General features: G+C 46.9%; 24 protein-coding genes and 1 riboswitch. Of the genes, 9 read left to right on the top strand and 15 right to left on the bottom strand.

Going from position 1 to position 25,834, the window contains the following annotated elements:
• Positions 1-141 precede the first annotated feature (141 nt).
• From L7D49_RS08060 to L7D49_RS08070, 3 genes are read right to left on the bottom strand one after another with little or no spacing between them, the layout of a single operon-like run.
• Entirely contained in the window at positions 142-1,227 is a 1,086-nt protein-coding gene (locus L7D49_RS08060; RefSeq protein WP_238080315.1) for a protein arginine kinase, read from the bottom strand.
• On the bottom strand, positions 1,217-1,771 hold the full coding sequence (locus L7D49_RS08065) for a UvrB/UvrC motif-containing protein (protein ID WP_238080316.1): 555 nt from the start codon (positions 1,769-1,771) through the stop codon (positions 1,217-1,219). The genes L7D49_RS08060 and L7D49_RS08065 overlap by 11 nt, the downstream gene beginning before the upstream one ends.
• A 25-nt stretch (positions 1,772-1,796) precedes the next feature.
• The gene (locus L7D49_RS08070; RefSeq protein WP_238080317.1) at positions 1,797-2,273 is read right to left on the bottom strand and encodes a CtsR family transcriptional regulator; all 477 of its coding nucleotides are present in this window, start codon (positions 2,271-2,273) and stop codon (positions 1,797-1,799) included.
• 279 nt (positions 2,274-2,552) lie between these two features.
• Here L7D49_RS08070 and L7D49_RS08075 point away from each other — a divergent pair, with 279 nt between their 5' ends.
• A complete protein-coding gene (locus L7D49_RS08075) occupies positions 2,553-3,131 on the top strand; it encodes an N-acetyltransferase (RefSeq protein WP_238080318.1) in 579 nt (192 codons plus the stop codon).
• 214 nt (positions 3,132-3,345) lie between these two features.
• Positions 3,346-4,038: a hypothetical protein gene (locus L7D49_RS08080; protein WP_238080319.1), complete on the top strand. Its 693-nt coding sequence runs from the start codon at positions 3,346-3,348 to the stop codon at positions 4,036-4,038.
• Positions 4,039-4,103: 65 nt separating this feature from the next.
• Here L7D49_RS08080 and bioB read toward each other — a convergent pair whose 3' ends face one another.
• The 3 genes from bioB to L7D49_RS08095 all read right to left on the bottom strand — a co-directional run bounded on the left by bioB (position 4,104) and on the right by L7D49_RS08095 (position 6,498).
• Positions 4,104-5,108, bottom strand: coding sequence for a biotin synthase BioB (gene bioB / locus L7D49_RS08085; RefSeq protein WP_238080320.1), 1,005 nt, complete (start codon positions 5,106-5,108; stop codon positions 4,104-4,106).
• A complete protein-coding gene (locus L7D49_RS08090; RefSeq protein ID WP_238080321.1) occupies positions 5,105-5,701 on the bottom strand; it encodes a biotin transporter BioY in 597 nt (198 codons plus the stop codon). The genes bioB and L7D49_RS08090 overlap by 4 nt, the downstream gene beginning before the upstream one ends.
• A 611-nt stretch (positions 5,702-6,312) precedes the next feature.
• Entirely contained in the window at positions 6,313-6,498 is a 186-nt protein-coding gene (locus L7D49_RS08095) for a histidine kinase (RefSeq protein WP_238080322.1), read from the bottom strand.
• Between the two features lie 142 nt (positions 6,499-6,640).
• A riboswitch (SAM riboswitch) is annotated at positions 6,641-6,744 on the top strand.
• A 101-nt stretch (positions 6,745-6,845) separates the two neighbouring features.
• On the opposite strand from L7D49_RS08095, the gene L7D49_RS08100 reads away from it, so the two are divergent.
• Complete coding sequence (locus tag L7D49_RS08100; RefSeq protein WP_238080323.1) at positions 6,846-8,705, top strand: bifunctional homocysteine S-methyltransferase/methylenetetrahydrofolate reductase; 1,860 nt, start codon at positions 6,846-6,848, stop codon at positions 8,703-8,705.
• The gene (gene metH / locus L7D49_RS08105) at positions 8,686-12,123 is read left to right on the top strand and encodes a methionine synthase (RefSeq protein WP_238080324.1); all 3,438 of its coding nucleotides are present in this window, start codon (positions 8,686-8,688) and stop codon (positions 12,121-12,123) included. Before L7D49_RS08100 ends, metH begins: the two co-directional genes overlap by 20 nt.
• Before the next feature lie 48 nt (positions 12,124-12,171).
• Here the strand turns inward: metH and L7D49_RS08110 are convergent, their stop codons facing one another.
• The 6 genes from L7D49_RS08110 to L7D49_RS08135 all read right to left on the bottom strand — a co-directional run bounded on the left by L7D49_RS08110 (position 12,172) and on the right by L7D49_RS08135 (position 17,666).
• Positions 12,172-12,453, bottom strand: a complete 282-nt coding sequence (locus L7D49_RS08110; RefSeq protein ID WP_238080325.1) for a hypothetical protein — start codon at positions 12,451-12,453, stop codon at positions 12,172-12,174.
• Positions 12,454-12,550: 97 nt separating this feature from the next.
• Entirely contained in the window at positions 12,551-13,993 is a 1,443-nt protein-coding gene (locus L7D49_RS08115; protein WP_238080326.1) for a cryptochrome/photolyase family protein, read from the bottom strand.
• 51 nt (positions 13,994-14,044) lie between these two features.
• On the bottom strand, positions 14,045-14,728 hold the full coding sequence (locus L7D49_RS08120; RefSeq protein ID WP_238080387.1) for an ABC transporter ATP-binding protein: 684 nt from the start codon (positions 14,726-14,728) through the stop codon (positions 14,045-14,047).
• A gap of 5 nt (positions 14,729-14,733) precedes the next feature.
• Positions 14,734-15,795: an ABC transporter permease gene (locus tag L7D49_RS08125; protein WP_238080327.1), complete on the bottom strand. Its 1,062-nt coding sequence runs from the start codon at positions 15,793-15,795 to the stop codon at positions 14,734-14,736.
• 13 nt (positions 15,796-15,808) lie between these two features.
• Positions 15,809-17,119: a globin-coupled sensor protein gene (locus L7D49_RS08130; RefSeq protein WP_238080328.1), complete on the bottom strand. Its 1,311-nt coding sequence runs from the start codon at positions 17,117-17,119 to the stop codon at positions 15,809-15,811.
• Positions 17,120-17,210: 91 nt separating this feature from the next.
• Positions 17,211-17,666, bottom strand: coding sequence for a hypothetical protein (locus tag L7D49_RS08135; RefSeq protein WP_238080329.1), 456 nt, complete (start codon positions 17,664-17,666; stop codon positions 17,211-17,213).
• A 122-nt stretch (positions 17,667-17,788) separates the two neighbouring features.
• Between L7D49_RS08135 and L7D49_RS08140 the strand changes: the two genes are divergently transcribed.
• A complete protein-coding gene (locus L7D49_RS08140) occupies positions 17,789-18,706 on the top strand; it encodes a MerR family transcriptional regulator (RefSeq protein ID WP_238080330.1) in 918 nt (305 codons plus the stop codon).
• Between the two features lie 27 nt (positions 18,707-18,733).
• On the opposite strand, the gene L7D49_RS08145 is transcribed toward L7D49_RS08140, so the two are convergent.
• Positions 18,734-18,916: a hypothetical protein gene (locus L7D49_RS08145; RefSeq protein WP_238080331.1), complete on the bottom strand. Its 183-nt coding sequence runs from the start codon at positions 18,914-18,916 to the stop codon at positions 18,734-18,736.
• A 239-nt stretch (positions 18,917-19,155) separates the two neighbouring features.
• On the opposite strand from L7D49_RS08145, the gene L7D49_RS08150 reads away from it, so the two are divergent.
• The gene (locus tag L7D49_RS08150) at positions 19,156-19,548 is read left to right on the top strand and encodes a thiol-disulfide oxidoreductase DCC family protein (protein ID WP_238080332.1); all 393 of its coding nucleotides are present in this window, start codon (positions 19,156-19,158) and stop codon (positions 19,546-19,548) included.
• Positions 19,549-20,143: 595 nt separating this feature from the next.
• On the opposite strand, the gene L7D49_RS08155 is transcribed toward L7D49_RS08150, so the two are convergent.
• Positions 20,144-20,515, bottom strand: coding sequence for a DUF779 domain-containing protein (locus L7D49_RS08155; RefSeq protein ID WP_238080333.1), 372 nt, complete (start codon positions 20,513-20,515; stop codon positions 20,144-20,146).
• A gap of 18 nt (positions 20,516-20,533) precedes the next feature.
• Positions 20,534-22,075 carry an aldehyde dehydrogenase gene (gene adh, locus L7D49_RS08160; protein ID WP_238080334.1) on the bottom strand — a complete coding sequence of 514 codons (1,542 nt, stop codon included), beginning with the start codon at positions 22,073-22,075 and terminating at the stop codon, positions 20,534-20,536.
• A gap of 363 nt (positions 22,076-22,438) precedes the next feature.
• Between adh and L7D49_RS08165 the strand changes: the two genes are divergently transcribed.
• From L7D49_RS08165 to L7D49_RS08175, 3 genes are all read left to right on the top strand, one after another.
• Positions 22,439-23,605: a S1C family serine protease gene (locus L7D49_RS08165; RefSeq protein ID WP_238080335.1), complete on the top strand. Its 1,167-nt coding sequence runs from the start codon at positions 22,439-22,441 to the stop codon at positions 23,603-23,605.
• 107 nt (positions 23,606-23,712) lie between these two features.
• Positions 23,713-24,417 (top strand): response regulator transcription factor, encoded by a 705-nt coding sequence (locus L7D49_RS08170; protein ID WP_238080336.1) that lies wholly within the window; start codon positions 23,713-23,715, stop codon positions 24,415-24,417.
• Entirely contained in the window at positions 24,414-25,820 is a 1,407-nt protein-coding gene (locus L7D49_RS08175) for a sensor histidine kinase (protein ID WP_238080337.1), read from the top strand. Before L7D49_RS08170 ends, L7D49_RS08175 begins: the two co-directional genes overlap by 4 nt.
• Positions 25,821-25,834 lie beyond the last annotated feature (14 nt).

A 25,834-nucleotide genomic window follows, 5' to 3' on the forward strand; every position in this document is an offset into this window, starting at 1 on the left:
TCCTTCTATACGAATATCAACTTTTCCCCGCTTTACTAGCGCAGAAGAGGGATTTCAATTCATCAAAAATCTAGCCTGTTTGACTTTGACTATCTTTGACTTAATTATACAAGATGGAAAGCATGTGTGCAAAACAGATGCTCATTCTCCAGATTCTTCTTCCGTTAACCTTTTATTGCCCACTTCAAGCCTTTCCCGGAACAATTTCGCCCGAAAAATATCCCGTTCTTCAGCCGTTAATTCTGTTCCCGCATATTGCTGGAGGAACCCCGGCTGCATAAAAATCATCAGCTCATTCAAGATTGTCATATCGATATCCTGAATGATGTCCATATCAATCCCCAGACGGACATCCGACAAGCAGCGTGCTGCTTCTTCTGACGGCAGAAGGCGGGCAAAGGTGATGGTGCCAAGAGAGCGGAACAATCTGTTTTCAAGAGCAATTCGGGATTTGGACATGAGAAGCTCACGAGACCTGCGTTCATGTGCAATTAGACGTAATGTAATATTCTTCAACTCGGATAAAATCTCCTTCTCGGTTTTGCCGAGGGTCGTCTGGTTGGAGACTTGATAAATATTTCCGAGCGCCTCACTGCCTTCTCCATAACTTCCACGGACTACAAATCCAAGTCGCGAGATTGCCGGGATGATGCGATTAATTTGCTTAGTCATCGTCAATGTCGGCAAGTGCATCATGACAGACGCACGCATTCCCGTCCCCGTATTGGATGGGCAGCTAGTCAAATAGCCAAATTGTTCATCAAAAGCATAAGGAAGTTTCTTCTCTAAAAAATCATCCACCAGATCCGCCTTTTCATAAGCGTTTTCCAGTTGGAATCCGGGATAAATGCATTGGATCCTAATATGATCTTCTTCGTTCACCATAATGCTGAGCGTCTCGTCCTTAGATAGAACGACCGCCCCATGTCTTTCCGGATCGGTCAATTGTGGACTGATTAAATGCTTTTCCACTAACACTTGCCTTTCAAGAAGTGGCAATTCAGAGACCTTCATATAGGAATACCCATTTTCTTCTGAGTTAAGCAGCGACTCTGTAATTAGATGATCCACATCTTTCGCTTCCTCGGCTGAAAATGCGATCGGGAACCTTCTGCCTCTTAAATTTCGTGCGAGGCGTATTCGGGTCGACATGACAATATCGGAATGTTCACCATGGGAAGACATCCAGCCCGTCACTGAATTTTTCATGAAGTTATCAATTGACATGGGCGTCACCTCCTCCGTCCGTCATCAGCCGTTTCAATTCGTTCGCTTCATCACGCAAAGAAGCAGCCTCTTCAAACCGTTCTTCTTCGATGGCCTCTTGCATTTTCAGCCGGATTTCCTCAATCCGTTTTTTCACAGCGAATAATTCATTAAAAGAGACAGGGATTTTACCAGTGTGACTGGAGTGCCCATTATGCAGCTTGCCAAATAAGCGAGGCAGGCGTTCTCTGAACGTGTCGTAGCAAGTGGAGCAGCCGAATTTCCCAATGTCCAGAAACTTTCTGAACGTCAAGCCGCAATCCGGACACTCGGGACCTTCCGCCAACGGCTCTTTCGCCTGCTGTTGAGACTGGAATGGCTCTGAACTGCCAAGCCAATTGGAAAGGAATTGCTGGATGGAAAGGGGCTCTTGGTTTGGATCGAAATGAAACATTTTGGATTGGAAAGCACATCTTTCACACATATGACGCTCAGAAGATCCTTGCATCGTTTCCTGTGTGAAGATGACAGAAGCCGGCCTTTCGTTGCAAATTTCACATAACATCGTTTGCCACCTCTTCTTCTATAGTTCACTGGTTTTTATTATGTTCGTAAATTAGTGTCACAAGCATCGCCTGCAATATCCTCCCTCGGATAATATCTCGTTCCGGAAGCGGATAATGGAGTGTCGTCCGGTCTACTGCAGCCAAAATGATTCTCGCTTCGCGCTCAGAAATAACTTTTTCTTGCAACAGACGATAGATGACATCTTCAGCCATTGTGTAGGTAGCCCCATCTTGAAGTCCTCTTAAAATATGCTCAATCAATTCTTTATGCGAATTGGTTTTCACACGGTAGATGCGTATATAGCCGCCTCCGCCCCTCTTTGATTCGACTGCATATCCCCGTTCCACTGTAAATCGTGTATTGATCACATAATTGATTTGGGAAGGAACGCATTGAAATTTTTCTGCAATTTCACTCCGTTTAATTTCAATGACACCGTTCTCTCCCTTTTCAATAATCTTTTTTAAATATCCTTCAATTACATCTGAAATATTCCGCATGTGTTTTCACTCCTTCCGTTGCGAAGTGATAAGCCATTGACTTTGACTATCTTTGACTTAATTATACACGATGAGACGTTGATTTCACAATTGATTTGCAGTCAAAAAAGAAGGTTTAGATTTGGTTGAAACGGGTAATTAAGAGGTTGAGGATTTTTTTCTGACCTCTTTTTTCCTCTACCTTATGGGCTTCAGCTGTTATATATGCTATACACAACCTGAACCCATCCCCAAACAAAAAGCTCCTGGTACGACAACTACTATGGAGGAGATCTACAAGTGAATTGGTACGAAAAGCTAAGTGAATATTTCCCGATTGAAGAGATGAAGTCAAAGGAACATATGGAGGCACTGTTAAACGATAAGAAGAATATCTATCGTAAAGAAGAAGGGCCGCATCATGTATTGATGTTCGTGGAGACAGAATCATTCATCTTCATCGATTACCTATTCGTCTCGGCGCAGTCAAGAGGCGCGGGAATCGGCCGGAAACTGCTGGATTCTTTGAAACAGAAAGGAAAACCGATCATTCTGGAAGTGGAGCCCGTGGATTACGAAGATACCGATACGGAAAAACGGCTAAAGTTTTACGCCCGGGAAAACTTTCATCACGCACGCCGGATCGGCTACAGCAGACGTTCGTTAGCTACAGGGGAGCAAAATGATATGGAAATCTTATTTTGGTCTCCAGACGACGCAGATGAGGAAAGTGTCTACGAAGCGATGAAAATGACTTACGAAGATATCCATACGTACAAGGATGAAACATTTTATGGAGAACCATACGACCCGGCTGAAAAAGTGCTTGTTTTTTCAACAGAAAAGAAGAAGTGCATTTTAGAACCGTATTTAGCTTGATTGCAGGATGCATGATTTCTAACAGGTTCATCATGCACAGTACATTTGCAATAAAAACTCAAGTTTTATAAAACATGAGGCCTTGCCGCCTCTTTCCAATAAGGAGAACAGCCCGCAAGAATAGGGTTGTTCTCCTATTTTAGTACGATTGCTCACCTATCTTGCATGAAACTATAATGGGGATATGACGTACATAGGGAAAGGAGATGATAATTTGGAGAACAAGGGGGTTCCTAAGCGCGGCCAGCAACATGCATTGCCTGCTTGGAAAATACTGTATTACTACGCAGTCATCGCCGGAATGTCCATCTTTGCCATTTTTATCTTCACTGTCTTTTGGGATGTCTTTCTCACGCAGGATTGGTTTCTAGCAATACTTTTCGGGGGCCTCTTCCTTTTCCTTTGCTGGATCATTATTATAATTCTCCGGGCTCCACGAACTGGCGGCGTAACAAAACTTGAACAAATCGACACGCCTACCGGCTATATAATTCATGCGGAAAATGAGTGGACAGGGGAAAAGGAAACCATTACATTCTACTGGCACCAAATTGAAGCGTCGCTAATCGGCATTTGGACCAACCCCGGCTTCAAGGGACGGAAATATGATTATGTCGGGGCACGGCTCGTCTATCGTTACGACGAAGAGGGCGTAAAAAAATACGCGGACCACATCATTGTGTGTGAGAAGAAATTGGACGAATGGGTTAATAGGATTAGAAGACATGCCATCCCCTCCCGCGTGACCAACGCTAATATTTCAGCGGTCAAAAAAGAAGAGTTTGATGAAATGCTCAAGGAAGTCACTGCAGTTCCGATCAGCGAAATTCCATCCATTATCGATTGGTTTATGGAGCAGGAGGATTTTACACTTTGGTATCCATCTACAAGATTGCAGAAAAAGTAACCTCGCATCCACTAAAACAAAAAGGCAATCCACTTACCAGCTTTGCAGTAAGGATTGCCTTTTTTTCATACGGTTGCAGGTGTTTTTTTCAATGGTTCCAAATCGACCTCAAACCCTAAATCTTCTAGCATTTGCCTGTCGCGGTCACTCTCCTGGCCCGCTGTAGTCAAGTAGTCGCCGATAAAGATCGAATTGGCCGGATACAGGCCAAAAGGCTGCAGTGAACGTAAATTAACTTCCCGGCCGCCTGAAATTCGGATTTCCTTTGTCGGGTTGATAAAACGGAACAGACTGAGCACTTTCAAGCAGTACCGCGGCGTCAATTCATTCGTTCCTTCAAGCGGAGTACCATCGACTGCATGCAGGAAATTGACAGGAATCGAATCAGCGTCCAATGCATGCAAACTGCGCGCCATGTCGATAATATCCTCTTTCATCTCACGCATTCCGACGATGACTCCGGAGCATGGCGAAATGCCGGCTTCCTTTGCAGATTCAACAGTATTCACCCGATCGTCGTATGTATGAGAGGTCGTGATGCTGCTGTGATGAGCCGCCGACGTATTAATGTTGTGATTGTACCGATCCACGCCCGCCTCTTTCAGGCGCTTCGCTTGCTCCGGCTTCAAAATACCGAGACAAGCGCAAACCGTCATGTCCGCATGCTTGCTTTTAATCTCCTTGACGGAATCAATTACGATTTCGAGTTCCCGATTCACAGGTCCCCGGCCGCTCGCCACGATGCAATAGGTCCCAGCATTGACGGAAGCTGCCCGCTCCGCCCCTGCCACTATCTCCTCTTGTTTCATCATCGCATACTTTTCAATTGGCGCCTTCGAGACGATCGACTGGGCACAATAACCGCAATTCTCTGGACACAAACCTGATTTGGTATTAATAATCATGTTCAGCTTTACTTTATTTCCATAGTAATGTTTACGGACTTTATAAGCCGCATGGAGCAACGGCAGTAAATCATCGTCTGGACTTTCCAGGATGGCCATCGCTTCAGCATCCGTCAAGGTCTCCCCTTGCAACACCCGATCAGCCAATGCTTCGTAATTCATCATCGCCCTCTCCTCACTTTCAATACTTTATACATCCTGTGGCCAAAGATCCCTGCTAGCACAGACAGAATAATATCTTTTGGCAGCGGCGGAATCATCCAGATCCATGCCACTTTGTAAGTAAAAGCATCAGGCGCTGACGCCCAAAGTTTGTAAGCGAAATACATCCAATTGGTCCCAAGCAGATAATTAACGGTCATCGCGACTAGGCCGGCTATAATATAGCTGCGCAGGCTGCCGTTCTTTTCAACAATCTTCCCTGCGATATAGGCCACTAATATAAATGAAATAACAAAACCAAACAACGGGCTTAGAATTTGCCCAAAGCCTCCCGAGAATTTTGAGAATACAGGGGCTCCTGCCAATCCGACAGCCATATATACAGCCATAGCCGTAGCGCCAAGCCGGCTTCCAAGAATCAATCCTGCCAAAATAGAAAAGAACGTCTGCAAGGTAATCGGTACCCCGCCGATCATAAGAAACGGAACAAATGTAGTGATATTAGCCCCGATCATCATCAGAGCCGCAAACATGGCGCAATACACCAGACTCAAGGCACTCATTCCACTATTCTGTTTTGCTGATACCGTCGCCATCCAACACACCTCATTTAACTAATTATCTGTAGTAATAGAATATAAGTTCATAAAATATGTGTCAACTACATTTTCATTTATGGTTAACTCATTATATATTATTTACACATTGCCATGGTTCTAGAAGCAGACGATAGATAGCTATGCCCTTTTCTTTCTGTCCTGAGGGGACGGGGTTTGTTATATGATTGAATTTACTATTTTGGATGGGCAGATGGGATGGAATGGAATGGGTTTACCTGTGTAGGTGGGTATGCGCGGGTATGCGCGGGTAGCACCGGTATGCGCGGATGCGGCATCGGTATGCGCGGGTACGGCAGCGGTATGCGCGGGTACGACATCGGTATGCGTGGGTATGGCATCGGTATGCGCGGGTGCGGCACCGGTATGCGCGGGTACGGCATCGGTATGCGCGGGTACGACATCGGTATGCGTGGGTATGGCATCGGTATGCGCGGGTGCGGCACCGGTATGCGCGGGTACGGCATCGGTATGCGCGGGTACGGCACGGGTATGCGCGCGTGCAGCATCTCGAGGCGAGATCAACAGATCTAGTGGAAATCCTTCTGCAAAATAAAAAAACCGACAGCCCTCTGCTGCCGATTTTCCATTTATCTATGTTTGTCTTCACTCTTCGGGAATAGGAAATATGCAATGATCCCACTGAAGACAGCGGCTCCGATTGTAATCCACACACGGGATGTTTCGGGCACTTCTTGAAAGTTCTTCGTTAACATATACCAAGCGATCCAGCCGACAATGAGCCCGATCGGAACGGAATATTTAAAAATTCTCAAGTGATTCACCTTCTGCCATTTATGTACTATGAATAGTGTAGCACAGTCGCCTGTTCATGCCCAACCCATGAAGAGGGCTTGACGGTTTCGAGAATAAGCGTTATGATGTTTGAAATTATTCAAAAAACTATATATGAATCTATTCTTATCAAGAGAAGCTGAGGGACTGGCCCGTCGAAGCTTCAGCAACCAGCCATTTTTGGTCAGGTGCTAATTCCAGCAGGCAACTAGCCTGAAAGATGAGAAGGAGTGAATTGCGATATATTCAAAGCCTTCTTTTCGAGAAGGCTTTTTTATTTTTCTGATTACATCAAACGTACATACACGACGAGAAGGGACGAGATGAGATGACATTTTTAAATGATTTAAAACACAAGGTACTGCTAGCCGATGGGGCGATGGGTACTTTGCTTTATTCTTACGGCATCGACTTTTGTTATGAAGAGTTGAATGTGGAGAAACCAGAAGTCATTGAAAAGATTCACTTAGATTATATTGCAGCAGGTTCCGATATCATTCAAACAAACACATATAGTGCCAATGCGCATAAACTTGCACGCTACGGCATGGAAGGCCGAGTGAAGGAGTTCAATGAGGCCGCAATCAAAATCGCGAAACAAGCCGCGTCATCTGGAGGCCAATATGTACTGGGAACAATCGGCGGACTGCGGGGCATCCGGAAGAGCGAACTGTCGATCCAGGAAGTGCTCACGATCGTGCGGGAACAGGCAGACGCCTTGCTGACCGGAGATCCTGATGGACTGCTACTGGAGACGTATTATGATTTCGACGAACTCTCTGCCGTTGTAAAGGAACTGCGTCTTATAACAGATCTTCCGATTGTCGCCCAAGTATCGATGGATGAACCAGGGGTATTGCAAAACGGCCTTGTGCTGAATGATGCGCTCCATCAGTTGGAGGCTATCGGGGCGGACGTCGTCGGCGTAAACTGCCGTCTCGGCCCCTACCATACCATTCAAGCCTTTGAAAAAGTAACGTTGCCGGAGAAAGCCTTCCTGTCCGCCTCCCCTAATGCCAGCCTTCTCGATGTCGAAGATGGCCGGATCGTTTATGTGTCGGAAGCGGATTATTTCGGGAAAGCCGCTGTCCTTCTTCGCGACGAAGGCGTGCGGCTCATCGGAGGCTGCTGCGGAACAACGCCGAAACATATCGAAGCGGCTAAAAAACATTTGACTGGTCTAGCTCCGGTGACAACGAAAATCGTTACACCGCAAAAACCGATTTTGATCCGCGAGGCGGAACCGGCTGTTCATGAGCCGCTTCACGAGAAAGCCAAAAAAGAGCGGACGATCATCGTTGAACTAGATACGCCGCGACATTTAGAGACGGAACAGTATATTGAAGGAGCAAAACTTCTATATGATGCAGGCGTGGCAGCCGTTACCATGGCCGACAATTCCCTCGCATCCCCGCGCATTAGCAATATGGCGATGGGCTCGATTTTGAAGTTGCAGAACAATATCCGCCCGCTCGTCCATATCACATGCCGCGACCGAAATCTGATCGGTCTGCAATCACATTTAATGGGGCTGGATGCATTAGGAATCCATGATATTCTAGCTGTTACCGGCGATCCTACAAAAGTCGGCGATTTCCCGGGCGCGACAAGCGTCTACGATGTATCGAGCATGGAATTGCTCCAGTTGATCAAACAATTAAACGAAGGAATTTCATTCACAGGAAAGCCGCTGCGGAAGAAAGCGAAATTCTCGGTAGCCGGCGCCTTTAATCCGAACGTCCGCGTCCTGGACCGGGCTGTAAAGAGACTTGAAAAGAAGATTGAATGCGGAGCTGATTACTTCATTACGCAGCCTGTTTATACAAAAGAAAAGATTATTGAAATCCATGAAGCGACGAAACATTTGGAAACCCCCATTTTCCTTGGGATCATGCCATTAACAAACAGCCGCAATGCCGAATTCCTTCACCATGAAGTACCTGGCATCAAATTGTCCGAGGAGGTCCTTGAAAGGATGCACGCCTGCGGGGAGGACCGGGAGAAATCTACAGCAGAAGGCATCGCCATCGCAAAGGAACTGATTGATACGGCTGCGGAGCTGTTCAACGGAATCTATGTCATTACCCCGTTCCTCCGGTACGACATGTCGCTTGAGTTAGTCCATTACATCCATGAGCTGGATGCACAGAAGGAGAGAGAATTCGCCCATGCCGAAACATCTTATTGAGCAACAACTTCAAAACAGAATATTGATCCTTGACGGGGCCATGGGTACGATGCTGCAAGCTGAAGACCTATCCGCGGACGACTTTGGCGGAGAAGAATACGAGGGCTGTAATGAGTACTTGAACATCCTTCGACCTGATATTCTTCAAAAAATCCATCGCGCTTATTTAGAAGCAGGTGCGGATATTATCAGTACGAATACTTTCGGCGGCACTCCCCTTGTGCTGAATGAATTTGATCTTGGCCACCGTGCAGAGGAAATCAACCGGCGAGCAGTCGAAATTGCCAAGCAATGCGCTGCTGAGTTCTCAACACCTGAGTGGCCGCGTTTTGTGGCCGGCGCCATTGGACCGACGACAAAAACTTTGTCTGTGACAGGCGGAATCACATTCGACGCCCTTTCAGAGGACTTCTATGTGCAAGCGAAAGCATTGATTGAAGGCGGAGCCGATCTTTTATTAATGGAAACGAGCCAGGATATGCTAAACGTCAAAGCCGGAACGATCGGCATCAAACGGGCATTTGAGGAAACTGGTATAGAGCTTCCTGTCATGATTTCCGGAACAATCGAGCCGATGGGCACGACACTCGCCGGCCAGAGCATCGAAGCCTTTTATATTTCCATAGAGCATATCAGGCCGCTTTCCGTTGGGCTGAACTGCGCGACAGGCCCTGAATTTATGACGGATCATTTACGGTCGTTATCAGACCTTGCGACCAGCTACGTCACATGCTATCCAAACGCAGGCTTGCCTGACGAGGAAGGGCATTATCATGAATCACCGGAATCCTTGTCGTTGAAGTTGCAAGGTTTCGCGGAAAAAGGCTGGCTGAACATGGTGGGCGGATGCTGCGGCACGACACCTGCTCATATTAAGGCGATCCGGGAAGCTGTTGACGGGTTGCCGCCCCGTTCAAAACCGGACTCCGACCACGCGCATACCGTGTCAGGCATCGAACCGCTCGTCTATGACCCGTCCATGCGTCCTTTATTAATTGGAGAACGGACGAACGTTATCGGATCCCGGAAATTCAAGCGTCTGATCGTGGATGAGAAATTCGAAGAGGCTTCCGAGATTGCACGGGCCCAAGTGCGCGGCGGAGCGCATGTTCTTGATATTTGCCTCGCCAATCCTGATCGCGATGAACTGGAAGATATGAAGAGATTTATGGAAGAAGTCGTTAAAAAGGTTAAGGTTCCTCTCGTCATTGATTCAACAGATGAAAAAGTGATCGAGGAAGCTTTGAAATATTCCCAGGGGAAAGCCATTATCAACTCCATTAACCTGGAGGATGGCGAAGAGCGTTTCGACGCCGTTTTGCCGCTTGTAAAGAAGTTTGGAGCAGCTGTTGTTGTCGGCACAATTGACGAAATAGGAATGGCAGTGACACGCGAGCGAAAGCTGGAAATCGCGGAGCGTTCCTATGACTTGCTTGTAAACAAATGGGGCCTGGCTCCGGAGGATATCATTTTCGACCCGCTCGTCTTCCCTGTCGGCACGGGCGATGAACAATATATTGGATCAGCCGTTGAAACAATCGAAGGTATTCGGTTAATCAAAGAAAAGATGCCTCGCACGTTGACGACGCTTGGCGTAAGTAACGTTTCCTTCGGATTGCCGCCTGTCGGACGGGAAGTGTTGAACGCGGTCTATCTCTACCACTGTACGCAAGCAGGGCTCGACTATGCGATTGTCAACACAGAAAAATTAGAGCGTTACGCATCCATTCCGGAAAAAGAAGTGAAGCTCGCTAATGATCTGTTATTTAACACGACAGATGCAACACTGGCCGAATTCACCGATTTTTACAGAGATAAAAAGAAGGAAAAGACAGAAGACGATATACCGAAGACTGTTCCTGAGCGGCTCGCTTATTACGTCGTGGAAGGTACGAAAGAGGGACTTATACCGGATCTGGAAGCCGCACTCGAAATGTACGACACGCCGCTCGATATAATAAATGGCCCGTTAATGGAGGGCATGGCGGAAGTCGGAAGATTATTCAATGACAACCAGCTGATTGTAGCGGAGGTGCTCCAAAGCGCAGAAGTCATGAAGGCTTCCGTTTCGTTCCTGGAAACGTTCATGGAGAAGAAAGAGGATGATTCAGGGAAAGGGAAAATCATTCTGGCTACCGTAAAAGGAGACGTCCACGATATTGGGAAAAACCTGGTGGATATCATTTTGAGCAATAATGGCTTTAAAGTGATCGACATTGGCATTAAGGTCACCCCGGCGACGCTGATTGACGTCATCCGTAAGGAAAAGCCCGACATAATCGGCCTCTCCGGCCTGCTTGTTAAATCCGCCCAACAGATGGTGCTGACAGCCCAAGACTTTAAAGCGGCCGGCATTGATACACCAGTCATGGTAGGTGGCGCTGCGCTGACCCGCCGGTTTACTGAAACGAAAATCGCACCGGAATATGACGGGCCGGTTCTGTATGCAAAGGATGCCATGCAAGGCTTAGATCTCGCAAACCGGCTGCAAAGTGGAGAGAAGGAAGCCTTGTTAGTGGAACTTGCAGAGAAACAGGAAAAGCGCGCGGAGACAGAAGCCTATCGAGCAACGAGAGATACCGCGGTCGCTGTTCTGCCGCGTCCCGTCAAAACAGTGAGCGAGGATGTGCCGGTGTTCGTCCCGAAAGACTTGCGTCGTCGCGTCATGAGAGACTATTCAGTAGCCCATCTATATCCTTATGTAAATATGCGGACATTGATCGGCCACCACCTTGGCATGCGAGGCAACGTCGATAAAATGCTTCAAAACAGAGAAGAACGCGCCGTCCAATTACATGAGCTTGTCACCGGTTTCTTGGAATCAGGCAACTTGTCCGCTTCCGGCATGTATCAGTTCTTCCCTGCCCAAGCGGACGGCGATGATGTGGTCATCTATGATCCTGAGGATGCGACAAGGGAAATCGAACGCTTTACATTCCCTCGTCAAAGCCGTGAACCATTCCTTTGTCTCGCTGATTATTTGAAACCGGTGAGCAGCGGTATTATGGACTATGTCTGTTTTATGCAGGTGACTGCCGGGCATGGAGTTCGTAGCTACGCCAACGAATTGAAGGCGAAAGGAAAATTTTTAGAAAGCCACGCCTTCCAAGCAACCGCTTTGGAACTGGCAGAGGGATTTGCTGAACGTGTTCATCAGGAAATACGGGATCAATGGGGCTTCCCGGATCCGACTGACTTCACGATGCGCGAACGATTTGCAGCCAAGTACCAAGGCCAGCGTTTCTCGTTCGGGTATCCAGCCTGTCCACGCCTGGAAGATCAAGCCAAATTGTTCGGCCTTCTCAAACCGGAGGACATTGGCGTCCATTTAACCGAAGAGTTCATGATGGAACCTGAAGCATCCGTTTCAGCCATTGTGTTTGCTCACCCAGACGCACGATATTTCAGTATTGATTAACAAAAAAGCTGTTCCCGTTAAGGGAGCAGCTTTTTGTTGTTCATCATATTAAAAGAAACGTCGTCTCCGTCCAAAACCAGGTCCAGGGCCAGGGCCAAATCCAGGTCCGTATCCTCCAACCGGAAAAGCAGTTGTCGGCGCTCCCATTACCGTCTCATTCGTTACTGCCACGTAGTGACGAGGTATTTCTACCATGTGTTGACGATTGACGTTAACAATCGGGTGAATGTAAGGCACTTCTTGTGGAATGAACGTATCGTGATAACGGTATTGTGTTGGGCAAACGACTGGCTGGACTTGGGAATTCGGGCAACATCCATGTTGCATCATGCTTCTCACCTCCTCCCTCTATTACATGCCACAATGGAGGAGAGAAACGGGCGAGCGACTATGGGTTCCATGATTAAAAGTTCTACTCCCTGATCGATTACCCTTGTTTTCGCAATTCATTATACGCTTGCAAAGCACGCTTTCTCGCCAATGAATGGTCGACAATAGGTCTCGGATACGTCAAATCGAGCTGAACATTCGCTTCTCTCAGGAGAGCCGGAGGGGCATCCCATGGTTTATGGATATGCGGCGCCGGCAAATCGGCCAATTCAGGAACCCACTTGCGGATATAGTCACCATTCGCATCGAATTTTTCACTTTGGGCAACCGGATTAAAAATCCTAAAATACGGAGCCGCATCGATTCCCGTCCCCGCTACCCATTGCCAGCCCATCGCATTGTTCGCCACATCATAATCAACCAACGATTTCCGGAACCAGTCAGCCCCTTCTGTCCACGGGATAAGCAAGTGTTTTACTAGAAACGACGCAGCTACCATGCGAACCCGATTATGAATGACACCCGTTTTCTGTAATTCACGCATGCCCGCATCAACGAGAGGATATCCTGTTTGCCCCTGCTTCCACTGATCCAGCTGCTCCTTTGTACCGCTCCAAGGGAATTGCGAGAAATAAGCAATTAGCGGCTCATTCACCATTTGCGGAAACCAGATGAGCTGATAATAGGCAAAATCTCTCCAAGCCAACTGGCGCAGAAACGACATGACCGATTGATGGACAGCCGGCAGCACCGAGGCGTCGCTAATTCGTTTGGCTGAATGCCAGATGGACCTTACACTGATATCCCCTGCGGCTATAGCGGGAGAAAGCATGGAGACAGCAGCTATTTCCCCGGCAAATAAATCACGTTCCGTTCCGTAATAAAGCAAAGGCTCATCCATAAATTCTTCCCATTTTTCAATTGCACCTTGTTCACCAGGCTCCCACATACTTTCAAAGCATTCAGCCCAATCTCGATGAACCAGGAAGCCTAACTCTTCGATCGTCAAGGAGGGCCATTTCTCCTCCATCCTTTGTAAAACCGGAACTTGTAAAGGCCGCGGAACGAGTTCCTCTAAATTTTTCTTCCAAAATGCTGTGAAAACCTTAAAAGGCTCTCCCTTTGAATTTTTAATCGCATACGGATCAAATAACAGATTTCCTCTGAATATCTGCACGTCGAGATCGAGCAGACGAAGCAGGTCCACAGCCTCTTCGTCTTTTGCCCGGTGCGCCGGTTCAAATCGTTCATTGAAAAAGATGCCGTCCGCGTGCGTTTCTTTTGCCAATTCGGCTAAAACGTTTGCGCTTTCTCCCTTACGGATTACTAATTGAACCCCTAAACCGTTCAATCGATTTTCAAATGCCTGCAATGAACGATGCAGCCACCATAACGACGGGCCGCTTTCGCTAAATGCCTTTTCATCTTCAGGTGTCCAAATAAAGACAGGAATCACCTTTCCGAGGGATGCCGCTTCAAACAAAGCTGGGTGATCATGCAGCCTCAGATCTTTGCGGAACCATACAATTGTTGTTTTCATCTCGTTCATCCTCTTAGTATGAATTTCCCCGCAGCAACGGGCTTTTTTACACTATCGCTTTCCGTTTTCCTCCAATGTCAATACACCATCCGTCATCTTATAGACTTTGTCGCAGTACTCGGTTAATCGAATATCATGTGTCACGACAATGGTCGTCGTTCCTTTGCTTTTCGTTTCATGTTTTAGCAGCTCCATGACCTCGTACGCTCTGTCAGAATCCAGGGATGCAGTCGGTTCATCTGCCAATATAATGGATGGATTCGTGTATAACGCTTTGGCAATGGCAACCCGCTGGCGTTCCCCGCCGGACAAATCGGCAGGATACTTTTTCCGAAGCTCCCCAATTCCTAAATCCTCATATAGCTGCTCCAGCTCTGCTTTATCCATATTTCCTTTTTTTACCTGATCGAGCAGTTTCATCTGCTTATCCACTGTCAGGAAGGGAACGAGGTTGGAAGCCTGCAAGACAAATCCAATTTCTTTTAAGCGGATTTGGGAACGCTCTCGTTCATTCACATTGGAAATCGGCTGCCCATTTAAGATGACCTCTCCGGACGAGGGTGACAATAACCCGCCGACAATTGTTAAAAACGTACTTTTCCCAGAACCAGAAGGACCAATAATGGCAATCAATTCTTTTTCATTCGCCTGAAAATCAGTCTCCTTCAAAGCATCTACTTGCGTCCTTCCGCTTCCGAACGTCTTCTTCACTCGCTGTAATTCAAGAACTGTCATCATCCTCACCCTCCTATCGCTTTCAATGGATCAATCCGTACAATCGTCATCACAGAGAACACCGCTCCCGCAATCGCAACGACTACTAATACAGCGCCGTACACGAGCATTGTAGGGATATCAAAAGAAACTGGCACGGCAGCCGGCAAAAAGGCTCCGGTTACCAAAGTGAGCACCAAGCCGATGGCAACCCCAACAAACGCGAGTAAAAATGTTTGGGCGATGACCGATCTAGATAGATAAAAGCTGGAAATCCCTTGCGCTTTCATGACACCAAACATGCTAATTTTCTGCACCGTCAAGACGTATAAGAAGATGGCAACGATCACAGAAGAGATGATAAATAGAAAGTAGATCATAAAAGTCAGTGTCAAATTCTGCTCGGTATAGCCAGGCAGATTTTTAATAAACGTTTCGGTTTCAATCACTTCGAGAGAATCGTCTGCAATCTCCTGCATTTCACCTCGGATTACGACCGCATTAATCCGATCCTTGTTCGCTTCCACCGCTTCTCCATACTTCACACGATTCAATGTGTCCAAGTCCATGTAAAGCACAGGGGAGGCATTGAACCGGGATGCTTCCATAAATCCAGTTATTTTAAGCTTAATATCTGTCGATGAGATGCTTAATTCATCTCCTACTGTAAAACCCTCTTCTTTCAAGGAGGCATCTGCAACGACTTCATTTTCCGCACTGAAAGGATTTCCTTCTGAGATAGCCGGCATTAAAAACTCCTCCGGCCGAATGCCGAACAATGAGACATTCGTCTTCTTTTTCCCATTGTTCGCAATGGCACTCATTTGACCAAGGACAGCCGTTTCATTCGCTTTGACATCCTTGGCCTGATCGAGCGTCAAAGAAGACTGATACAGGCTCTTGTCTGATTCATCCGTCAATACGACCGCATCGGCTTTCCAATTATCGACCGCTTCCCGGTTTAAATTCTTCAACCCAGTCGCCAATCCAGATAAAAAGAAAACCAAGTAGGCAACAAGCAGCAATACGCTGGTAATGAGCGTAAACCTCAGTTTATTCTTGACGATTTCATTCCACGCTAAAAACATTCTTTTCACTCCTTTATATGTGAATTGCCGTCTGATGAAGGCTGTCCGCAGTGGCGGACACTTTCTTCGTCTCTTTCCCGATCTCATGGAACACTTCTAATAGAGCGGCAATATCCGATTCCATTTGGTGAATGTCCTGCGCGTTGGAAACGATAGCATTGTGGATCTTTTCAAATTTCAATCTGGATTCACCCGATTTTTCCAGTCCAGCGTGAACTCCCTGCCGTACCGTTCCAATTACTTCAACTGTTTGTCTCGTCAGCTCGGTCGATTGTCGAATATGTTCTGTAATCTGCTCCACCGAGTGCTTGGACTGCTCTGCAAGCGCGCGCACTTCTTTCGCCACAACCGCAAAGCCCCTTCCCGCTTCGCCAGCCCTTGCGGCTTCAATGGAAGCATTCAGCGACAGCAAATTCGTCTGTTCAGCTATCCCTTTTACGAGACCTGCGATAGAAATGATTTCTTTGGAAGAGCGTGTCAGCTCACCAACAAGTTCCCCCATATGTTCCGTCTCTTCCATCACGGCTGTCATATGTACATCCAATTCCCTAATCTTTTCGTGACCTTTCTCCGCGTAGGTTCGAATGGCTCCGACATCCTCCACTCTTTTATGAATAAGCGCCCTCATCCCCGACACATTTCGATTTGCCTCTTCCACTGAAGCATGCGTTTCATCTGTCAAACCTGCCAAATCTTCACTGATCGAAGATATTTTCCCTTTTAACTCATTCTTCACACGTTCATTTTGCTCTTTTCTTATCATTTCATTATTTCTTTCGTATGCTTCAAGGACAATCTGCATTTCCAGATTCAAAAGCTTCCCAACAGTTTTGATTGCCCGCTCCTTTTCAGCACTTGATTCCATCGGCTCTGTAATTAACCGTACCAGCACTTGCTCAATCTGATAAAACATCCCGACATACCATTTCGGCTCTACTCCCATACGGAAATGGATAGCCGCCAATTTTTCTTTCCTCCGGATCGAATCATCATCAAAGATGCCGTCAAACATGCTCGTAATGTAATCAGCCAGCACTTTTTTCAAATGGTCCATATTCGAACGTTCCTCAATTAATTCACGTAGCGTCGGCACCTCTAACACTTTTTCATAGAAGATAGAAACGATTTCGCCGGCACCTTTTCGGACAAACGGTTCATAACTTTGGAGAAGGGCTAGATCATCCAGTGTAAAATGAATCAGTTCCATCTGTTTCTGCAATGTGGGGTAAGTGTTGAGCTGGATAACAGGTTTCGGAACTTCTCTCTCATGCGGTTGGTGAACAACCACAGGACGGTTGCTTCTTGTAAAGAATTTGATGACCATTTGTAACTTCCCCTTCCACTAGCTGATTCCTATATTATGAATGCTAGTTCCTCACTATGTCAAACGTTTGTACATAGTTTGCTAACATCTCTTACACTTCTCTCTGTACAGCCGTCTTCCTCCACCGGGTACGGGTAAGGAGAATCCCTAGAACCAATCCGTATACAATATGCCCAATCAGCCAATAAACGATAGCAGCCACACTATCAATAGGTGGTGTACGCATCGATAGACCCGTTGTCGGATAAATAAGAGCCCCGATTAAAAAATTGACTAATGTACAGAAGCCAATGATCTGTTTGATGTTTCTCTTTTCTATTACGAATTGGAGGACAAATACGAGAACAATGGAGACAATTAGATGAAACAACACTTCTACAGGTTCGGAATACGTATAATTACGGAAAACGGGTATATAATCCACATTCAATAACAAGGTATAGACCTTATGGCCAGTTGCCTGTTCAATCCATTTAAAAAATAGGGACAGCACTAAGCCCGCAACAATGCCGATACCAAGCAGTTGATACGCCTTCTTCATATCCATTCACGCCCTTTTCATTTCAATTCATAATAAACCCTGTACAATCATTGTACATCAAACGTTGTACGAGTGTAAAAAATCAGATATACTAATTACAGCGTCTTGTGAAGGAAGTGAGCACTCGAATGTCTGTCTCAGAAAATGGAGTATATACAATCAAACAAGTAGCAGAGGCCACGGGGCTTTCGACACAAGTCATCCGTAAATGGGAAGAGAGGTATTCCCTGATCGTCCCAGATCGTCTGCCAAACGGATACCGAGTATATAGCGAGCAGGACATCCAGCTGTTAGCAAAAGTTAAAACACTGGCCGACCAAGGCTTCCCGATTCGCCAAGCAGCTGATATGGCGAAAGAAGAAATGGAGGCAGGGACTTTTATTTCTGAAGCCCCTACCCTCGAAATGCCTTCGGCTAATGACAATGAAACTGTCCGAAAGCTGTTAGATAGCGGTGCCGTTTGTGACGAAATCGAATTGAATGTTTTATTGCAAAACGCTTATCTCGAGCTCGGCTTAGCACCATTTCTCGATACCATCGTCATCCCCTTCCTGAAAGAAGTCGGATTGCGTTGGGAACTTGGTGAATGGGATGAGTATCAAGAGTCCGTCTCCAGTCTCGTTGTACGTGATTTCCTTGTGCAGATCCGCAGAACCCATCAATATCGGAATGATGCACCCATTCTCGTAACGGCATGCCTGCCAGACGAACGGCATGAAATTCCGATCCATATTTTAGCGCTGAAGAGCATGATGAAGGGGTACAAAACGATTGTTGTGGCCTCCTCACCTGCCCCAGGCGCCATTCAATCTCTTGTCAAAAGGTTGAAGCCGGCAAAAGTGTTGTTATCTGCCTCAACCTCAGTGCCTTTCAAGAAAAATCCTGGCTTATTGGATGAATTGGATGAATTTGCGGCAGCACAAAAAAACACCGATTTTTATATCGGTGGCCATGGAGCTATCCATTACGCTGCCCATAGACCAATCAATACATTGAAGGTCACGAACAGTTTGGATGACGTATTTGAAGATTCTTCAGGAAAATAAATATACCCCACATAGTGGGGCACGTTATTATTGATAGGCGGGCGGCAGTTCAGATTCATCGTAACCTGCCGCCTCTGTTCTTCTTTTATTACCTGTCTCATCATTTGCGTAGTGAACTGGAGCTCCTTCTCCGATCATATCCAAAGAGGCTATATAGTCCAGATCTCGTCTGCGTTCCATCTCAGTTGGATCAACCGGTTTTTGTCCCATCCACATCATCCTCCTTCAAAGTAATCCGTGACCACTTGCACCATCACCAATGACCGACAGGACTCCGCTACTATTAGTTACCCCCTATTCTATTAGAACGAGTAAACTATTATATTATGATTCAGGCTTTGGTATACTAAATATTCAGTCACCGATAAAACAATTCTTCCGTTTCACCATAACGCAGAAAGGATATAGTAGTAATAGTAATAAAAGCCCCCAGAAGGAGGTAAAGAAACATGAAACGAATTGTCCTCTTCGATGGTGAATGCAACTTCTGCAACTCCAGTGTCCAATTCATCATTAAACGAGATCCAGCTAATCATTTTCTTTTTTCCTCACTGCAAAGTGAAACCGGAAAAAAATATGTGAAGCAATTTCACATTCCAGATGATGTAGACAGTCTAGTCTTGATTGATAATGGGAGAGCTTACACGAAGTCTGCTGCCGCGCTTCATATTGCAAAGAAACTGGATGGTCTCTGGCATCTGCTCTTTCTATTTATACTGGTTCCACGAAAAATCCGTGACAAAGTCTATGATTATGTGGCCAAGAATCGTTATAAATGGTTTGGCAAACAGGAAGAAGCTTGCATGTTGCCGACACCCGAAGAACGTAAACGATTCATCTGAAGAAACGCGCTTCCTTACAGGAAGCGTCAGACTGTAGACAAAGTCACTTTTAGATGAATGGAAATGCATAAACCAACCGGCAGGGAGCGCAACTTCGCTTTCCATGGGCTTGGCTTCAGCCTCCTCGTCACTCCGTTCCTGCGGGGTCTTCAGCTCAAGCTATTCCCATAGGAGTCTTCGTTGCGTTCCCTGCCTTTAATACAATTTCTTAATTGTTGAGTAAATACATGAAGACTCTCTAAACTTCTTGTATACGAGGTCTATCATATTAATTATTAATAACAACATACCTTGTTAGCAGAACATCCGTTGATTGGAGCGGAAGGCGGCGACTCCTGGGGGATGAGCGGGACAGGTGAGACCCCACAGGAAGCGAAGCGGACGAGGAGGCTCACCGCCCGCCCCCCGGAAAGCGACCGCCAGAAGCGTAAATCAACTTTACTAGGAATCTAAATGTAAGTAGCGGTTGTATATTATTTCTATACGCCACAACAAATTAATATGCTTTTGTCTACGCTCTGACGCTTCCTTACAGGAAGCGTTTTTTTGCGCGTGCAAAAAGGAGATAAACAGAATGTCTATCTCCTCCATGAATTTATGATGTTTCTGCAGCTTGCCGTATCTTTTCATTTTCTTCCGCCGTGAAAGCGCGAGACCTGGTGAGGAACCGCTTGCCCTCAACGCCTTCCAGCGAAAACATGCCACCCCTCCCGTCTACAACATCAATGATCAGCTGCGTATGTCTCCAATACTCATACTGATTTTTATGCATATAAAACGGCACACCGCCGATATGGCCGAGAAGCACGTCCTGGTCGCCGATGATCAAATCGCCTTCCGGATAACACATCGGGGAGGATCCGTCACAGCAGCCGCCCGATTGATGGAACATGAGCGGGCCGTGCTTCGCCTTCAGCTTTTCGATCAATCCCAAAGCAGCGTCTGTCGCTAAAACGCGTTCAGGCATGGACCCGTCTCCTTTCCATTAAAAGAATCCTAGCTTGTCTTCGCTATAGCTGATGAGCATGTTTTTCGTCTGTTGGTAATGCGCCAGCATTTGAAGGTGGTTTTCCCGCCCGATGCCGGATGCCTTATAGCCGCCGAATGCCGCGTGGGCCGGATAGGCGTGATAGCAGTTCGTCCATACTCGCCCTGCTTCGATGCCGCGTCCGAAGCGATAAGCTGTATTCATATCACGCGTCCAGACACCTGCACCTAATCCGTATAACGTATCATTGGCGATTTCAAGTGCCTCTTCCTTTGTTTTAAAAGTCGTTACGGATACGACAGGTCCGAAAATCTCCTCCTGGAAAATCCGCATCTTGTTATTTCCTTTAAATACAGTCGGCTGGATATAATAACCGTCCGCCAAGTCCCCTTCCATCTTGTTGCGGTCGCCTCCAGTCAGGCATTCTGCCCCTTCCTGCTTACCGATATCGAGATAAGAAAGGATTTTTTCCATTTGTTCTGTCGATGCCTGCGCACCCATCATAACGGTTGGGTCAAGCGGATTTCCAGTTTTGATCGCCTTTACCCGCTCAATCGCACGTTCCATGAACTTGTCATAGATGGACTCCTGGATGAGCGCACGCGATGGACATGTACACACTTCGCCTTGATTCAACGCGAATAGGACAAATCCTTCGACTGCTTTATCCAAGAACGAATCATCTTCAGCCATTACATCTTCAAAGAAAATGTTCGGTGATTTACCGCCAAGCTCCAGTGTGACAGGAATCAAATTTTGAGATGCATACTGCATAATCAGTCGGCCTGTTGTCGTTTCACCTGTAAACGCAATCTTGCCGATACGCGGATTGGACGCAAGTGGTTTTCCTGCTTCGAGGCCAAACCCGTTTACGATATTCACAACACCAGCCGGAAGCAGATCTTCAATTAATTCCATTAGTACCATAATGGACGAAGGCGTCTGTTCCGCCGGCTTCAAGACAACGCAGTTTCCTGCGGCAAGCGCCGGAGCCAGCTTCCATACTGCCATAAGCAGCGGGAAGTTCCATGGAATGATCTGCCCAACAACCCCGATCGGTTCGTGGAAATGATAAGCCACTGTATGATTGTCGATTTGGCTGACGCCGCCTTCCTGCGAACGAATCGCAGAGGCAAAGTAGCGGAAGTGGTCGATCGCTAACGGCAGGTCGGCATTCAGTGTCTCCCTCACGGCTTTCCCATTCTCCCATGTTTCTGCAACTGCAAGCATTTCCAAATTCTCTTCCATTCGATCAGCAATCTTCAAAAGGATATTCGCGCGTTCCGTAACGGATGTCTTCCCCCAAGCATCCTTTGCGGCATGCGCTGCGTCGAGAGCAAGCTCAATGTCCTCGGCCGTGGAACGGGCCACTTGTGTAAACACTTTGCCGGTTACAGGCGTGACATTGTCAAAGTACTCCCCTTTCACAGGGGCTGTCCATTTACCGCCGATATAATTATCGTACCGCTCCTTGAAGTTCACCTTTGCCCCTTCTGTGTTCGGAAACGCATAAACGTGTTTTTCTACAGCTTGTACCATGTTCCATTCCTCCCTATTCTCTTAAAAATTGCTATTGTAAAGTGCTCGATTGCACACAAAGCCAGCTTATGAAGGGATAAGACAGGTTATTCATTTTGAATGCGCTTACATTTCATTCAACGATGTCCCCCACTTATCTTCCATTTCTCTCTTATTCTATCTGACTATATTTACTATTTCAAGTTATAAGACTATAGTTGGCAGGGTATTCCTTGCCAGTATTTAATACTTCTATAAATTACACCAACAAATTATCAAGCTAATAAAACCTTTTATTTAACATCTCCTCATACTTCCGTAATAATTTGTTAACATCTTCCCTTTACAATCAACTTAACTACTCATAGTAAAGGGGTTTTATTCATGGAAAACTCATTCGGAAAACGGTTGCTGTCTACTATTGGTGCAGGTGTCATCGGCTCTGCCTTGACTCTCGGTGTTGTGGCGAATACGGATCTGCTGAATGCCCAGTCCAAAACGGAAACACCTTCGTCAGTTCTTTCATCACAGGACAAAACGAGCAACACGAATGTGGTTAATACGGCAGTGACGAAAAACACTTCCTTGTCGGACATGGTGGAAAACACATCGAAGGCGATTGTCGGGATTACTAATTATCAGGAGCAAGGAAACCGGTTTGCGGGGGGCTCCTCTATTTCTGAATATGGGACTGGCTCTGGGGTCGTCTTTAAAATCGACGATAAGACGGCTTACATCGTGACAAACAATCATGTCATCGAGGGTGCTGCCAAAATAGAAGTTACGACTTCGAAAGGGGAAAAAGCCGAGGGAGAATTAGTCGGCAGCGATGCATTGACAGACTTGGCAGTCGTTAAAATCGATAAGAAATACGTGGATACGTATTTGGAATTCGGAAATTCCGATCAAGTTCGTGCAGGCGATTCCGTCATCGCGATCGGAAACCCGCTCAGCCTTGATTTCTCAGGAACGGTGACACGTGGCATCATCAGCGCACCCGCCCGCTCCATCGACGTCAACACTTCAGCTGGTGCTTGGAAAATGGATGTCATCCAGACAGACGCAGCCATTAACCCCGGTAACAGCGGCGGCGCGCTAATCAATGAAGACGGAAAAGTCATTGGCATTAACAGCTTGAAAATTGCTGAAAGCGGCGTAGAAGGCATCGGCTTTGCCATACCGAGCAATGATGTCGTTCCGCTCGTCGAGCAAATCATGAAATCAGGTAAAATTGAACGTCCATACATGGGTGTCGGCCTTGCTGACCTTGCCAACGTCCCTTATATGTATGTCCAACACTTGCCTAAGGAAATAGAAGGCGGCGTCATGGTCACTTCGGTCGATCCGAATTCCTCCGCTGCAAAGGCCGGCTTGAAGGAGCAGGATGTTATTACATCTATTAACGGCACAAACATCAAAAACGCGATGGATCTTCGAAAAGTCCTTTATTCCGATCTCAAAATCGGAGACAAAGCGAAATTGACCATTTATCGGGACAACCAAAAGCAGACTGTGGAATTGACGTTGACTAGCAATGCGGATTTGAAATAAATGCGAAATGCACAGCCAACACCTTTGCCGAACAAGCGGCAGAGGTGTTTTGCCATGCCATCTTCCGATATAATTTCAGTAACGCATTTTAAAGGGAGGACAAGCCATTGAAAATCCTAGTAATTGAAGACAATGAAAGTGTCGCTTCCATGATCGGGCTCTTTTTTGAGAAAGAAAAAATACAAGGTGAATTTGTAGCGGATGGCTTGGTCGGCTATGAACGGGCACAGGCGGAAAAGTGGGATTGCTTAATTATCGATTGGATGTTACCCAGCATGGATGGCGTTACGATTTGCCGGAAGTTGCGCCAGCAGGAAGTGGAAGTTCCCATTATTATGCTGACAGCGAAAAACACCGAATCCGAGCAAGTACTGGGGCTTGAAATGGGGGCGGATGACTACGTGACGAAGCCCTTCAGCCCGCTCGCTTTACTCGCCCGCATTAAGGCGGTCACCCGCCGATACGCCGGCCGCAAGGATTCTCAAGTGGAAGATCCCGATTGGCTTGTGACTGCTCATTTCCGGTTAAATTCGAGCACGCGGGAAGTGCTCCTGGACGGGAAGCCCGTTCCAAATCTGACGCCTAAGGAATTTGACCTGCTTCATTTTTTCATCCAGCATCCTAAACAAGTTTTCTCACGCGAACAATTGCTGGACCGAGTGTGGGGCTATGATTTCTACGGGGACGATCGGACGGTCGATGTCCATATTAAAAGACTGCGGACGAAGGTTTCCACAGGAGAAAGACCTTTTTTCCATACGGTATGGGGCGTTGGGTACCGATTTGATGAGTCGGAAGGAAGCGGCCGATGAAAATTAAATATTTCTATCAGCAGCTGGCGAGCCATCTAGGTGTTATCATTATCGCTTTTGTGATTCTGAGCTTGCTGTTTTCAAGTTTTGCCCGCAATTTCGTTTACGAAAATAAAACCGAGGAACTGTTGTCATACGGCTCCTCCATTTTGAATGAACTTGAGACCAATGGAAATTCACGGATGGTGTTGCAATCGTACGGGCATGTGCTCGGCGGACGTGATATCCAGTACAGCCTGTTTGATGAAAATTCCCGGATCATTTATTCCACTGGATTGAAGACGGCGTTGATCGAGCTAAACGAAGAAGAGTGGAATGAATTACAAAACGGCAAAGCCATTACAGTAAAGCAGGAATATAAGCGGTTTAACCAAGCGGTGACCTTCGCTTTGCTGCCGTATTTCCATAATGGGCATTTCGGGGGCGGCATCCTGCTCACGTCGCCCATAAAAGGGTCGCGCGAACTCATCTCCGAGTTGAACAGCTATGTCCTCTATGCAATGGGTCTTGCCCTCCTGGCAGCCCTTTTGCTGAGCAGTCTGCTGTCCCGATTCCACGGCAGACGCATCAAACGGCTGCGCGCTGCGACGGCAAACGTTTCACAAGGCGATTACTCCGTCCGGATTCCCTCTTCTGAAGTCGATGAAATCGGGGAATTGGCAGGAGACTTCAATGGCATGGTGGAAAAGCTCGGTGCATCCATGGAAGAGATTGAAAGCCTAGAGAACCGGCGCCGGCAATTCATGGCGGACGTGTCACATGAACTCCGCACCCCGCTTACGACCATCCGGGGCATCATCGAAGGGCTGCGAAACGATATGATATCGGAGTCAGAAAAGGAGCGTGGGCTCGAACTGGCAAGCCGGGAAACGATGCGGCTCATCCGGCTTGTGAATGAAAACCTGGATTACGAAAAAATCCGCTCCAATCAAGTCACACTGATGAAACAAGAAATCGATCTGACCGAGCTGCTTGAAATCATTGGCGAACAACTGGAAGATGCTGCAGAAGAAAAGGGCGACCGGATCATTGTTTCTGTGGATGGCCAGATATCTGTGTGGGCCGACTATGACCGGCTGACCCAGGTATTAATTAACATCACGAAAAATAGTATTCAGTTCACCGAAAAAGGGACGATCTGGCTTCGGGGCCGCTCGGCAGATGAAGGAACGGTTATTGAGATTGAGGATACTGGGATCGGCATGCAGGCCGAGGAAGTCGAAAAGATATGGAACCGTTTTTACAAAGCGATTGATTCACGCACGACGAATCCATATGGCGAGTTCGGGCTTGGCCTGTCCATCGTCAAACAGCTCGTCCAATTGCATGGCGGCACCATTACAGTGGAAAGCGAACAAGACAAAGGGACGCTCTTCCGAATTGTGCTGCCACACGAAAAATAGGAAGCTGTCATGCT

The sequence above is a fragment of the Sporosarcina cyprini genome (assembly GCF_022048975.1).
Taxonomy (GTDB): domain Bacteria; phylum Bacillota; class Bacilli; order Bacillales_A; family Planococcaceae; genus Sporosarcina; species Sporosarcina cyprini.